Annotated in this window: 12 protein-coding genes and 1 pseudogene; 5 read left to right on the plus strand and 8 right to left on the minus strand. The window is 52.6% G+C overall.

Going from position 1 to position 13,855, the window contains the following annotated elements; all coding sequences use genetic code 11:
* Positions 1-20: 20 nt before the first annotated feature.
* The 6 genes and pseudogenes from SD71_RS05460 to SD71_RS05485 all read right to left on the minus strand — a co-directional run bounded on the left by SD71_RS05460 (position 21) and on the right by SD71_RS05485 (position 7,216).
* A complete protein-coding gene (locus SD71_RS05460) occupies positions 21-860 on the minus strand; it encodes a CheR family methyltransferase (protein ID WP_041060710.1) in 840 nt (279 codons plus the stop codon).
* Positions 857-4,571 (minus strand): annotated as a pseudogene (locus SD71_RS05465) (response regulator). The gene SD71_RS05460 and the pseudogene SD71_RS05465 overlap by 4 nt, the downstream one beginning before the upstream one ends.
* Positions 4,572-5,723: a PP2C family protein-serine/threonine phosphatase gene (locus tag SD71_RS05470; RefSeq protein WP_041060713.1), complete on the minus strand. Its 1,152-nt coding sequence runs from the start codon at positions 5,721-5,723 to the stop codon at positions 4,572-4,574.
* A gap of 113 nt (positions 5,724-5,836) precedes the next feature.
* On the minus strand, positions 5,837-6,160 hold the full coding sequence (locus SD71_RS05475) for a general stress protein (RefSeq protein WP_041060716.1): 324 nt from the start codon (positions 6,158-6,160) through the stop codon (positions 5,837-5,839).
* A gap of 82 nt (positions 6,161-6,242) precedes the next feature.
* Complete coding sequence (locus tag SD71_RS05480; protein ID WP_041060719.1) at positions 6,243-6,704, minus strand: hypothetical protein; 462 nt, start codon at positions 6,702-6,704, stop codon at positions 6,243-6,245.
* Complete coding sequence (locus SD71_RS05485) at positions 6,704-7,216, minus strand: DUF948 domain-containing protein (RefSeq protein WP_041060722.1); 513 nt, start codon at positions 7,214-7,216, stop codon at positions 6,704-6,706. Before SD71_RS05485 ends, SD71_RS05480 begins: the two co-directional genes overlap by 1 nt.
* A 185-nt stretch (positions 7,217-7,401) precedes the next feature.
* On the opposite strand from SD71_RS05485, the gene SD71_RS22895 reads away from it, so the two are divergent.
* From SD71_RS22895 to SD71_RS05505, 4 genes are all read left to right on the plus strand, one after another.
* Positions 7,402-7,566, plus strand: a complete 165-nt coding sequence (locus SD71_RS22895; protein ID WP_041060725.1) for a DUF1328 domain-containing protein — start codon at positions 7,402-7,404, stop codon at positions 7,564-7,566.
* 265 nt (positions 7,567-7,831) lie between these two features.
* On the plus strand, positions 7,832-8,878 hold the full coding sequence (locus SD71_RS05495; protein WP_041060728.1) for a nucleotidyltransferase family protein: 1,047 nt from the start codon (positions 7,832-7,834) through the stop codon (positions 8,876-8,878).
* Between the two features lie 5 nt (positions 8,879-8,883).
* On the plus strand, positions 8,884-10,053 hold the full coding sequence (locus SD71_RS05500) for a glycosyltransferase family 4 protein (protein ID WP_041060837.1): 1,170 nt from the start codon (positions 8,884-8,886) through the stop codon (positions 10,051-10,053).
* Positions 10,043-11,257, plus strand: coding sequence for a hypothetical protein (locus SD71_RS05505; protein WP_041060731.1), 1,215 nt, complete (start codon positions 10,043-10,045; stop codon positions 11,255-11,257). Before SD71_RS05500 ends, SD71_RS05505 begins: the two co-directional genes overlap by 11 nt.
* A 191-nt stretch (positions 11,258-11,448) precedes the next feature.
* Here SD71_RS05505 and SD71_RS05510 read toward each other — a convergent pair whose 3' ends face one another.
* Positions 11,449-12,294, minus strand: a complete 846-nt coding sequence (locus tag SD71_RS05510) for an RluA family pseudouridine synthase (protein WP_235427009.1) — start codon at positions 12,292-12,294, stop codon at positions 11,449-11,451.
* 463 nt (positions 12,295-12,757) lie between these two features.
* Between SD71_RS05510 and SD71_RS05515 the strand changes: the two genes are divergently transcribed.
* The gene (locus SD71_RS05515) at positions 12,758-13,075 is read left to right on the plus strand and encodes a hypothetical protein (RefSeq protein WP_041060737.1); all 318 of its coding nucleotides are present in this window, start codon (positions 12,758-12,760) and stop codon (positions 13,073-13,075) included.
* 87 nt (positions 13,076-13,162) lie between these two features.
* Here the strand turns inward: SD71_RS05515 and SD71_RS05520 are convergent, their stop codons facing one another.
* Positions 13,163-13,834: a tetratricopeptide repeat protein gene (locus SD71_RS05520; RefSeq protein ID WP_041060740.1), complete on the minus strand. Its 672-nt coding sequence runs from the start codon at positions 13,832-13,834 to the stop codon at positions 13,163-13,165.
* Between the last annotated feature and the right edge of the window lie 21 nt (positions 13,835-13,855).

A 13,855-nucleotide genomic window follows, 5' to 3' on the forward strand; every position in this document is an offset into this window, starting at 1 on the left:
CCGTCCCCTCCTCTCTTATTCTATCGGGCTTTACGGAATATCCGATGCTGGTCGTTCAACGTTTCGTAACGGTCCGCCATCGGCGTAAAAGATAACGATTCTTTGCCGCCCAGGATCAGATAACCTTTCGGCGACAGGCTGTCATAGAACAGCTGATGCACCTGTTCCCGCAGCTCATTATTGAAATAAATCATCACATTGCGGCACATGATGACATGGAATTCATTAAAGGAACGATCCGTCACCAGATTGTGACGTGCGAACACAATGTTCCGGCTTAAAAACGGCTTTAACATCACAATTCCGTGGTCCGAGACATAGTAATCCGAAAATGTGTGCTGCCCGCCGGCCGCTTGATAATTTTTGGTATATAGCTTCATTCTGTCAATGGGTATGGTTCTTTCGTTCGCGCGCTTCAATGCCGCCTCGTTGATATCCGTAGCATAGATTCGGGATTTTTCGAGCAGCCCCTCTTCATGAAGCAGGATGGACATAGAGTACGCTTCTTCACCTGTCGAGCAGCCGGCATGCCAAATACGGATATACGGCAGCATGCGCAAAGCCGGAAGGACATCCCTTCGCAACGCGAGGTACATTTCAGGGTCGCGGAACATCTCGGTGACTGGAATGACCAGATCGTTCAGCAGCCTTTGAAAGGCCTCAAAATCATGCATTACCCGTTCCTGCAAAGATGAAACATTGGCCGCGCCTTCCAGATGAATCCGATGCCATATCCTGCGCCGGATAGAGGCGTACGAATAGTTGCGAAAGTCATAGCCGTACCTGCGGTATATTCCTTCAAGAAGAAGTGCGATTTCGATTTTCTCCAGTTCGCCGTCCATGAGTTCGTTATTGCTCATCTATAAAGCCACACTCTCATTAAGGACAATAGTTGATCGGTGTTAACCGGCTTTGTGATATAATCCGACGCTCCTGCTTCAATACATTTGTTGCGATCGTCTTTCATAGCTTTGGCAGTCAAAGCGATCACGGGAATTTTGCTCCACTCCGAATGATCCCGCATCCGTCTCATCGCTTCATAACCATCCATTTCCGGCATCATGATATCCATCAGCACCAAATCGATGTCAGGCTCCGCTTCAAGCCTTTTTAAAGCCTCCACACCGTTCTCGGCATACACGACGGTCATTTGCCGATGCTCAAGCACACTGGACAAAGCAAACACATTGCGTACGTCATCATCTACGAGCAGTATTTTTTTTGTTATCGAACGCGGCTTCCGGCCTATGCAGCTTCCTAAGCATGTTACGCTGCCCTTCCGGAAGATCCGCCTCCACGCGGTGCAGGAACAATGCGGTCTCCTCAAGCAGCCGTTCGGGCGATTTGACATCCTTGAGCACAATTCTGCTGGCAAGTTGACGGTACTTACGCATGGTCGCATCGTCTTCCGCGCCATCGTTCCCGCCAAGCAAAATAATCGGTATTCGCCGAAACTCTGCGGACCGCTGAATTTGTTCGAGGAACGCAAGCCCCGAGCCTTCCGGCAGGCTCGCATCCAGGACGATGCAATCGAAAACTTTTTCCTGCAGCTTGCTCCACGCTGAATCCGCATCCGCTGCGGCCGTGACCGCAACGTCATCATGGCCGATCAATTCGCTTAGGCCCCGGCGCTGCTCCTCGTCATGTTCTACTAACAGCAGATGCTTGGGAACGCGCTCCAATACTGCGCTGATATTCTCAAACACCTTTTCCAATTGTTCACCGGTAGCCGGCTTCTGCAGATGATCAATGGCACCCATTCGCAGTCCTTGGGGGCTTTCTTCGGTTACGGAGATCACATGCACCGGAATATGGCGGGTGTCGGGGTCGGTCTTCAATTCGTTCAGAACGGACCAGCCGTCCGTGACGGGAAGCTGGATGTCGAGTATAATCCCTTGCGGCTTCAGCGATCTCGCCAGATTCAAGCCTTCATCTCCCTGAAGAGCGACGACGGCTTTAAATCCGCGGGAATGAGCCATCTCGAGCAGCACCTTGGCAAAATTGACATCATCTTCGACGATGAGCAGCACCTGGTCGCCGTCGGCCAACCGTGCGCGGTCGTCCTGCGGCCGGTTTTCCGCCGATGTGTTCTCTTCCGCCGTTCCCGGCTGGGCACGATCCGGTTTATAGATAAACGGCATCGAGTTCAAGCCGAATGCGGCTTCTGACGAGGCGGCAGCCTGGTCGAAGCCCGTTTCCGGTGTATTGTCCTCAGGCAGTACCGGACGGTCCGCCATGCGCTCCGGAAGAACCAAAGTAAACGTACTTCCTTGGCCTGTCACCGTCTCCAAGTGAATCCAGCCGCCCATCAGGCGGGCCAGCTCCCGGCTGATCGTGAGGCCCAAGCCGGTTCCGCCGTATTTACGGCTCGTTGTTCCGTCAGCCTGGCGGAACGCTTCAAAGATAAGCTCGCTTTTGTCCGGAGCAATGCCGATGCCTGTATCCTTGACGGCAAATGCGACATAAGGCACTCCTTCTTGGCGCAAAGACGATTGCAATTCCTGTTCGTTCGGGCGCCTCAAAAACAGTTGTACGGAACCCGAGTGAGTAAATTTGACGGCATTGGACAACAGATTCCTTAAAATCTGTTTCAACCGGTGTCCGTCCGTCCAGACGACATCCGGGATTTCGTCATCGACCTCAATCGAGAAGGATAATTGTTTCTGAGCGGCGACCGGCGCATACATATGCTCCAAAAATGCCTTAATATCTCCGATCGCCATCCATTCAGGATGGATGTCCATTTTTCCCGCATCCACTTTTGACAAGTCCAGAATCTCATCGATCATCTTGAGCAAATCATTGCCTGAATAATGAATGGTCCGCATGTACTCCCGCTGCTTGTCAGTCAAATTGCCTTCCTTGTTCTCGGCGAGAAACTCGGAAAGAATAAGCAGGCTGTTAAGCGGTGTCCTTAATTCATGCGACATATTGGCCAGGAATTCGGATTTATATTTGCTCGTCATCGCGAGCTGCAACGCCTGCTTCTCGAGCTGCGTGTTCGCTTGCGCAATTTGCCGGTTCTGCGATTCGACCCGGTTGATCTGCTCCTCCAGCGCCAACGTTTTGATTTTGAGTTCCTGATTGGCGTGCTCAAGCTCTTCCTGCTGCACCTGCAGCCTTTGTTCCGAATGCTTCAAGCTGTTTGTTTGGCCTTCCAGCTTATCATTCGTCTGCCTCAGTTCTTCCTGCTGAGTAATCAGTTCCTCAGATTGGGCCTGCAGCTCTTCCGTCATCGCTTGGGATTCGCGGAGCAGCTCCTCAACCCGCTGGCGGGAACGGAGGTTATTAACCATCGTGGCGAATTTCCCGCTCAGCGACTCAAGCAGATCCAGGTCGTCTTTATGAAAGCTTTTGATGGAGGCAAGTTCCACAACACCCATCACTTCATCGTCGAAGAGGATCGGTTGAACGATAATCTGTTTAGGATCGGAGGCTCCGAGGCCTGAAGAAATTTTGATATACCCTTCCGGCACATCTTCAACGACGATTGATTTTCCTGTTATTGCGCACTGACCGACGAGTCCCTCTCCGTAACGAATGGAATTCTGCGTTTCAGGATCGCCGCCGTCCTGCCCGAAACCGGCATAGCTGCCGCACAGCTCCAATCGCCGTTCCTTGGAGTCCCGCACTAAATAGACCGCGGCATAAGAAGCGCCGAGAACCGGTGAGAATTCCGTAACGAAAGATTGCGCGAGGCTTTTCATATCCGACGTCAGCAATTCGGTAACCCGGGCCATTTGCGCATCGATCCTGCTTTGCCTTTGCTGCGCAGCGTACAACATGGATTCCCGTTCATTCTTCGCTTGCATGTCAAGCGCAATCTGCTTGAATAAACTTGCCAGAACGCCAAGCTCGTCTTGGGATTTGATATCGTATTTGGCAAAGCCCCGCAAGCGGCCTTTACTGAATAGTTCCGCCATTCGGCTCAGCAGGCTGAGACCTTTGTTGATGCTCGGGAACACCCAGAGCACAATGAGCAGTCCGAGCAGCAAACCTGCCAGCGTCAGCATCGCCACCATTTGCACGGATCTGTCGTACAGGGCTTTCGCATCCGTCATCTCTTGACTTAGCGCGGTCTGCTGAAATTTAACCAATCCGTCCATAGAGTCGATAACCGCTTGCTGATCCGCGCGCAGCGCATTGGAGTAAAGCGTTCCTGCCTCGTCCAATTTACCTGCATTCACCAGTTGGACGAAATTCCGAAGCGATTGACCGTAGTCGTCGCCGATCTTTATTACTCCGTCATAGATCTGCTGCTCGGCAGGCTCCATTCGCTGGCTGCCCAGCGCTTTGTATTGCTCTGAGGCACGGGTGAGCCTCTGCGTAATTTCTGCGACCCCCTGTTTCGGGTCCTTTTCATGAAGGAGCATGTCGCTGATTATGCGGGCGGAAGAATTGACTTCCGCTCGGACAGCAACGGCCGCTCTGACTTTTTCGAAGCGATTCTCATAGAAATGATTCATCGTATCGTTCATTTGGGTTAATCTTTCATAACCGAAAGATGTGATGCCTACCATTAATCCGAGAAGTAAAGCGAAGCCGATGATGAGCTTTGTTTTTATTTTCATTTACGCATTCTCCCCCGGCAGCACTTCTACACGTACGAGACAGCGGTCATCCGAACGGCCGTCCAAAGGCTTGCAGTCGATCAGCTGTTCCACGCTGTCTTCGTCTGCTTGCGCTTGATGCAGGAATGCGGTCAATTGCTCGATCTGGGCCTCGTCTTCCCCGTGGAAGGGTCCCAGAATCCCGTCCGTATACAAGTATAGCTGGTCACCCGGCGCAAAATTGATTGTCCGCGAGACGACCTCCAAGGTGTCGAACATCCCGAGCGGAGCGGAGCTTGCCGGCAGCTTCTCGGGCGGCAGCTGACCTCCCCGATACAGCAAACCCGGAGGATGCCCGGCGTTCGCATATTCCAGCTTACCGCGCTTCAAATCCATCGTCACATAAATACCGGTGCAATAATAATGAATAAGCTCGTCTTCAATCTGAAGACCCATCAGACGGCGGTTGAGCTCCCGGAAAACCCGTTCCGGCGACCATAATGTCCGCATCGACTCCTTGAGAATGGATGCGATAAACATGCTCACCAAAGAAGACGAGATTCCATGCCCCATCGCATCGATCACCGCGAACGCCCAACGGTTCTGGTCGATTCTGTGCCATGCGTACAAATCTCCCGCCAATTCCTCGGAAGCTTTGAAAAAAGCCCTCGCCCTTACATTGGATTCATCGACTCCGTCAGGCAACACGGATTCCTGCACCTGCCGTGCGAGCCGCAGCTCTTCGCGGACGCGGTGGTCCCGCTCCTTATGCCAGTCCAGCTCTCGCTTCAGTCTGAGGGCCGAGCGGATCCGCGCAAGCAGCTCCGTTTTGTTAATCGGCTTCGTCACGAAATCGATGGCGCCCGCATCCAGCGCTTCCGCGAGCTTACGGGAGTCCCCGATCGCCGTGACCATAATCACGGGTATATCTTTATATAAACTATCCGCTTGCAGCCTGCGGCAAGCCTCAATTCCATCCATTGCAGGCATCATCATATCGAGCAAAATGAGATCCACTCCAGGGTCGGCTATACCGTTAGCTCCGGACTTCAGCTGTTCAAACATCTGTTCGGCGGAATACGCGATGCTGATGTCGTTATAACCCGCTCTCTTCAACATTTCTTGAATGACCATTACATTCATGGCGTTATCATCTACGATCAAAACATTCATTTATTTTCTTCGTCCCCTCATAATTGAGTGTGCAGACAACGCCGGCAACAAACGCGAATAAGGAATGAGCGGCACAGCTGTGCCCTCATTCCTTATTCCCGTATGCTCCCGGTTCAATGCCGGGCCATTACCAATACTTTGCCGCTATCCAATTCCTCTTCGTACATGCTTGCTTCATGCCGATCGAATCCCATGGATTCGATTTTGCTCCGAAGAGCGTCTCCGCGAGTCCGGAAGAGATTGGCGATCGTATCGAACATCCCTTCTTCCGACATGCCGACCGTATTTGCGTCGGTGACGTCGGTTAGCCGGTTCTCCCGATCTTTCTCATGCGCCAATACATAAATCTCTTTCTCCGAATAGCCTTGGCGGTGCAGATCGTTAACGACTCCGACCGCCTCCAAGCCATTGTTGACGAGTTTCGCATAAGCTTTCACGCGTTCTCTCCTCCTATTCTCTTTGTCTATCTCTCTATATAACCTCAAAGGCTTCTATTGAAACGGTGATTTGTTAACAACATTAAACGCCGCAAGGGTCTGCGAACAGTTCTATGGAGAGGAGCTTCCCTCGGTTATCAACGAACACCTTCAGCGCTTCCTCGCCTTTTAATACACCCCAGCCGTCGTCGGCGACGAACGCGGGTTTCCCAAGCGCCTGCTTTAATTTGGATTGTACCATAGGAACGGATTTCCTGTTAATGACGGCGGATCCGGCCTCAGCGGTCACCTGCACGAAGGATACGACTCCGTCGCACATTCCGACACTTTTGCCTTCCCGGTACTTCCAGACTTTGCAGCCCGTCAGGTTGTCTTCCGCGACTTTGAAAGGATTGCCCCAGGCACCTTTCACGCGGGAGGCCTTATCGCCCAGCTGGATCCCGTCCAACTTCCACTGTTGGACGGCAGCGGGCGGTTCGGCCGCTTTTGCAGGCGTCGCTACATTAAAGATGGCCGCCAATACTATCATCACTGTGAGCCACATCAGATCTCACCGTGCTCGTAGGTTTCGGGCCGCTCCGTCTGTTTCCAAATCGGCCGATTCGGCTGTTCGGCCTGCTTCCATCCATACTTGAAGCCCATTGCGACCCGGGACCCTAGCGCGGCCCACTTCACCCAAGAAGGCGATTCCTTTGAGTTCGTATCGATGGCGGCAGCCTTCTGGCGGACAGCTTGCGAGATGTTGTGGGTTGCGACACGAGCCGTTCCCGTTACCTGGCTCAGAATCTGACCTACGTCCTGCACAACTTCGAATAACGGATCCGTTCTGCGCAGCTTGCCGGTTATATCAGTCGCTACGAAATTAACCGTTTCCGCCAGCTTCTTCACTTCACCTTGTAATCCTTCTACCGTTTCCTTCACTTCCTGCATTGCGGATTGCGCGGTGACCAGAGAGCGCTGCGCGGTCCTAAGAAGTGAAATCAAAAATGCGCACAACACCACGAACGCTACCGCTGCAATTGCAATACTCCATGTGACGACATCGTTGTTATCCAAGTGCAGCCCTCCTATTCATAACACGTTAATCGTTACGTGTATCGATACGTTACCCGCCGGCACAGTGCTGCGAAACAATTTGCCGGGAAAGATTCACTGTCGAAAATAGCGGGTAAGCAATCACCATCACGGAATTCAGGTCAGCGCAATTGGTGCGGCCGATCCAAATCAAAGGAGGAATTACCATGCTACACTGGGCTCTTGTGTTTCTAGTAGTCGCTATTATAGCTGCGATTTTTGGTTTCGGCGGTATTGTTAGTGCCGCAGCGGGTATCGCTAAAATTTTATTCTTCGTCTTCCTTATTCTCTTTATCGTTTCACTGTTTACCGGACGCCGCAGCAGAGTCTGACGGCGGAAAGCAGGCAATGGTACTGTCTATGTCTCCTCTTCCTCTATGACAACGAAGTAATTGCTGAATTTGGGAAAGAGACAAGGCTCACCTTCCTCTTTCCGGAAACCAAAAAAGTATTGCAAGATCGAGACGCTTCCCTGTGCTTTTCGCATAGGGGAGCGTCGTTTTTTTAAACCCCGGGTGATTGAAACATAGAGTTTTGCGGTTAAAAGGTAGTCAGTTGACCCTGCGGTTAACACCTAATTCGAACGGAGGTTGATCCATTCATGAAAGCATTATCCTTGCCGGAGGTTTAGGTACCAGACTACGCCCGTTGACGGAGCATCTTCCGAAACCGATGGCATTGGTGGGTAACCGCCCATGGTTGGAGCACTTGCTCCTACATTATAAAGAACAAGGCGTGAACGAATTCGTCATCGCCGTCAAACACTACCGTGAGCTGATCGAGAGTCATCTCGGCGACGGTTCCAAATATGGCGTACGCATTGATTATGCGGTTGAGAAGGAATTGCTCGGCACTGCCGGCGCAATCAAAAACGCGGAAGAGTTTCTGTCGGACCGCTTCATCGTTGTGAATGCGGATATCATCCATCAAATCGACCTCGCTTCGGCCATGAAATTTCACGAAAGTCATGGCGGAGCCGTAACGATATGCTTGACTGAAGTGGACGATCCTTCGCATTACGGGGTTGTGGAACAAACCGATGGCGGCCAAATCGTCAATTTCGTCGAAAAGCCGAAAAAAGAAGAGGCGCCGTCCAACCGGATCAACGCCGGTATTTATATCATGGAACGCAGAGCGCTTGACTTCGTTCCTGCAGGTAAGCCGGTATCCATCGAGAAAGAGACATTCCCTTTGCTGATCGAGAACGGCAGCGGAGTCTATGGCCACCCGATCGGCGGTTATTGGATGGATATGGGTACCAAAGAACGTTATCGCCAGCTGCACTGGGATTTGCTTGACCGACGCTTTCCCGTCAGGATTGACGGTAAAGAAATGGAAGATAAGGGAATCTGGCTTGGAGAAAATGTCCGTGTCGGACAAGGTGTGCTCTTCGTCCCTCCCGTTATGATCGGCGACGATGTCACGATCGGCGATCGCGCCATTGTCGGACCTTATGCTGTAGTCGGCAATGGAACCCGGATAGGCAATCAAGTCCGTTTGTCCAACTCCATTCTCTGGGATCGCTGCAAAATCCGCGCGGGAGCGCAGCTTAACGAATGCATCTTCGGATCCGGCATGCGGGTGGGACCGCATATTCTGCACGAAGCGGTATGTAACCGGACGCTGGAGGTGCAGCACCGATGAGTCGACTGCCTCAAATCGCTTATCTAAGCACCTTTGTTCCTAAAAAATGCGGACTTGCAACCTATACCCAACATTTGAGAGAAGCCATCAGCCACGCCAAAGGAAATCGGCCCCAGGATCCGGTAATCACCATGTGCAATCCGGAAGAACGCATGGATTATCGCGAGCCTTGGATGATGCCTCTTCTCAAACAGGATATAGAAGATTATAAGAGGCTGGCTGACACCATTAACCAAAGCTCGGTAGATATCGTTTCCCTGCAGCACGAATTCGGAATCTTCGGCGGGGATGCCGGCTCTCATATTATTGAATTCATGCGCCGCGTTACGAAGCCGATCGTCACGACATTCCACACCGTATTCGAGCACCCTGTGGAGCCGTACGCCTCGATTCAGAAGGAAATTGCCCGGCTCAGCGATCACCTGCTTGTCATGAACCGAAAAGGACTCGGTTATCTGAACGGCAATTTCGGCGTTCCTTTAGAGAAAATCTCCTTTATTCCTCACGGCACACCGGTGCCCAACAGCTCGGACCGCGATAATGTGCGCCGCCGGGAAGGATGGGAAAACAGAAACGTGCTGTTTACGTTCGGGCTGCTTGGGCGCAGCAAAGGAATAGAACTCATTCTCAAATCGCTTGCATCCGCCGTTCAGGCCGTTCCCGAACTGCTATATGTGGTCGCCGGTCAAACGCATCCCGAGGTGCGCAAGCAGGAAGGCGAATCGTATCGCGAGGAGCTCATGGCGATGGTTAAGGAGTTCGGCCTGGATCATCACGTGCAATGGATCGACCGTTATGTGCCTGAAGATGAGCTGGTCTCTCTGATCGCCGCCAGCGATCTGTATGTTACCCCTTATCCGGGTATGGGACAGATTACAAGCGGCACGCTCGCTTATGCGGCGGGTCTCGGACGGCCGATCCTTTCAACTCCGTATGTTTACGCGAAAGACTTGCTGCAAGACAACGAAGAAATGCTGTTGCCATATGGCGATGCGGACGCTTGGAGTGCGAAGCTTATCGAATTGTTCACCTATCCGGGAATGCTCGCCGAATGGGAAAGAAACATGGCGGAAATAGGGCGAAGCATGCACTGGCCGCAAGTGGGGGCGCAACATCTGCGGCTATTTCAGCAAATTGCATTCCATCAAAGGGGCACTATCGCCGATGTCGGCTAATTATGCGCAGCGTCCGGAGAGCCCCCCTTCATTCGCTCATCTGCGCCGCATGACGGATGATACCGGACTTTTGGAACACGCGCTCGGCCGTACTCCGAGGCGTGTCGAAGGCTACTGTGTAGACGATAATTGCCGAGCTCTGTGGACCGTTACCGAATGGCTTTCCCTTGACCGGAATACGTTATCGGAAGAGGACCGCGATGAACTTACGCGCATGGCGGATATTTATTTGGCGTTCTTACTGTGGACGCAGCCCGAGAACGGCTGGTGGCACAATAATATCGCGTACGACCGGTCGCCTGAAGACTTGCCGCCTTCGGACGATTGCCAAGGCCGCGCCATTTGGGCTTGCGCGGATGCTTGGATCCGGTTGGATGGTCCCCAGCTCATGACCGCACAACATTTGTGCGAGCGCGCGATACCGACGTTAACTCAGATCGAGTCCCAACGGGGCCAAGCTTGGGCTATGGCAACATGCGCTCATTTGCTGGAAGCGGCAGACACAGGTGTTATTGAACTTCAGGAAGCTGTGAAGAATGAGCTGAAGCTCAACTTGGAACGATTGGAAGCGATGTTCACCGGCGCATTCCGACACTTCTCGGATGACAATTGGCATTGGTTCGAGCCCGGCATGACTTACAGCAACGGAATATTTTCATGGGCTATGCTTAGAACCTACCGGTATACCCGCCGGCCGGACACATTGGATATCGGGCTGCAAAGCTTGTCGTTCCTGCTCGAAGTCATGACTGCCGAAGAAGGCTGGCTTCGCCCGATCGGCAATCAAGGCTGGGGCAGTGCGGACTCCGTAAGCCGCTGGGACCAGCAGCCGCTCGAAATGTTCAAGCTGGCGCTTGCTTTGGAAGAGGCTGCTGCTGCAGTTTCCCTTCCGGAAGAGAAGGATTCTTCCCAACTGGTAACCAGCTCGATCGGCACAGCCGGCAAGCAGTCGGTTGTCAGTGCCGCAAGTAATAAGGCTGGGGTAAACAAGCGCACGGAATTAACGAATCACTCTCATTATCGTGCGATGCGGGATCTTTGCCGAAATTGGTTCTACGGAGACAATGACCTGCAAGTGCCGATGGCGGATCCCACGGACGGCAGCTGCTGTGACGGCCTGCGCAAGAACGGTGCGAACCGGAACTGCGGTGCGGAATCCACTCTCTCCTATCTGATGACGGAAGCGTTATGCCGCAGAGCTTGATCCATCTGAAAAAAACCTTTCATTTAGCTGCCTCCAGGCTCTAAATGAAAGGTTTTTTTTGCTTTTATGCGCATGCCCGTCCTGTTTGACAGCAGGTATGCGAGCTCTTTTGCCGGTATCCCCTCGGCTCAGATACGGCTGAAGCTTGCAATTCTGAGCGAATGGGATATCGGCAAAAGGCCGCCGAGATGCTATCTATGGCGCAGCCTGTTCAGCGCCTGACTGATGTCATCCGGAAGAGGAGCCGTAACCTGCTGCTTCTCTCCTGTCCAGGGATGGCTCCACAGCAACTTTTGGCCATGCAAAGCTTGGCGGGAAATGACACCCCGCGATCCTCCGTAAAGACCGTCCCCGGCCAGCGGGTGGCCGATTGACGCCATATGTACGCGAATCTGGTGTGTGCGGCCGGTTTCCAGACGAAGATGTACGAGCGTATGATTAGGCAGCCGTTCAATAACTTCATAATGGGTCACCGCAGCATCACCGGTTTCACTTACCCTCCTGCGGGTGGAATGATGGCGGTCCTGCCCGATCGGCTTGTTGATCGTCCCTTTATTCTGTTCTAACATTCCTTCCGCCAATGCCACGTAGAGTCTCTCGATCTTTTTCTCCCGCATGGCCTTGTCGTATTGATAGTGCGCGAATTCGTTCTTGGCATAAAGCACCGGACCCGTCGTTTCCTTGTCGATCCGATGAATGTGGCGTACCCTCACATCCTGTCCGGTCATTTCATAGTAGGCGGCTACCGCATGAGCAAGCGTCCGGCGCTGACCTTTTTCACTGGGGTGCACCTCGATGCCCGCCGGCTTATTGACGATCAGCGTGAACTCGTCCTCATACAGAATGTTCAGCTCCATCCAGTCCGGGGGAAAATCTCTCTGTTCCCGCGGAAACAGATGCAGCCTCAAGTTCGGTCCTTGGAGCAGCAAACCGCGATTGTGCATCAGCTTCGAAAGGAGCTTCGGAGCCAGCGGCAGCTGTTTCGTGATCTTCCCCATCGGAGCCCCGAGCAGCTGATCGGGCAAACGAATTTCCATCCATTCGCCTCTCACGCGGCCCATCTTCAATACCGTTCCGGGGTTTGTGTCTCCGCGTTGATTTTGATGACTGTGAGGTTTCCCTCCCTTTTGGCCCGGCGGAACATTCCCCCTGCTGCGTCCTTGGCTATTTTGCCGATTTCTCCCGTCACGACTCATATCTTTAAACCTCCGAATGCAAGCGGCCCTGCTTAGATCATGCTTTGCCGAACAATATACGGGAACTTACGGCGGTTGTCAAACGCGTATGCTGTTGGATTTTTCTATACTTCCGCGTATTCCCCGAATTTTCCTCATAGGAACCTTTGTCGTTATTTACGGATTAGACTCGACTTGTCCCGCTTTCGATCAAACCCGTCTTTTTCCTTCAAAATAACACCGTTGCCATATTTTTACTTTAGATATAACTTTGATTCGAGGGGACTGACAATATCCCTAAACACTTCTCGGGAGGGTAATCTAAATGGAGTTGAATTCGGAAGAAGTAATTGCGCTCGAAGGTTCGGAAGAGAACGCTGAGGTAGCAGCAGCGGAAGAAGTGGAAGTTAACGCGGAAGCTCAGGAAGATGCTATTGAAAAATCCGCTGAAGAGGTAACGGCTGAAGCAGAAGAAGCTGCTGAAATCGCAGCTGTCGAAGCTGAGCCGGTTGAGGCTGAAGCTGAAGCTGTTGAAGAAGCGGAAGTTTCTGCCGAAGCGCAAGCGGAAGCGGACGAGCCTGCTCTGGCTGAAGTTGCAGCCGATGAAACGGAATCCTCCGAGTCGGAGTCCGTTGCGGACTAATTCAATTTAATCCCTGATCGGGCTTTCCTGTAGGTCGATGCCGGCCGTTGCGGGAAAGCCCTTTCGGTTGACACACGAAAACGGGGCTTAAGAGCGGCCGCGCCATAAGCTGCGTATGGCCCACTTGCGTTCATGGCGTTTCATATAACGCGGAAGCGCACGATAGAGCTTACGTGCTTCATGGAAAGCGGCAGCCGCCTCTTCACGATTTCCCATCGCCGAGTACGCCAATCCTAATCGGTAATAGGCCTCGACGGAAGAAGAATTGACCTCTTTAAATCGCTGCAAGTAAGCCAGCGCTTTGGCCGGATCCTTTTTCGCGAAAGATTCCGCCAATCGCAAATACGGCTGTCCGTACTTCACTCTCGGACTGATCGATATCGCATTGAGCATCTCACGCTCCCCGTCCTCCAAATGACCAAGCGCGAGATCGCAAGCGCCCAGGTCGCTCCAATACTCTGCAGAGTGATCCATTTGATTCTGAATGCCGAGCAGGATTTCACGCGCTTGGCGATATTTTTTACTTTCGATCAGCAGACGCGCCAGCTCCGATTTGGAGGATACGTCATGAGGACTCATTTGCAGCTGCCGCTTCCATTTGGCTATTGCGCTTCTCCTGCGAAAAGGACGAACAATGCTCGGCGACAAGCCGATAAACCGGCGTTCCAGCATGTATAGGACAATCAGCAGCACCAGTATCGCTACGAACGGGTTGCCGAATAACCACCACAATGCTCCGAACAGTAAAACTTTGACCATTTTTGAATGTCCCCTCCATTT

Origin of the sequence: Cohnella kolymensis (assembly GCF_000829465.1) — a bacterium.
Taxonomy (GTDB): domain Bacteria; phylum Bacillota; class Bacilli; order Paenibacillales; family Paenibacillaceae; genus Cohnella; species Cohnella kolymensis.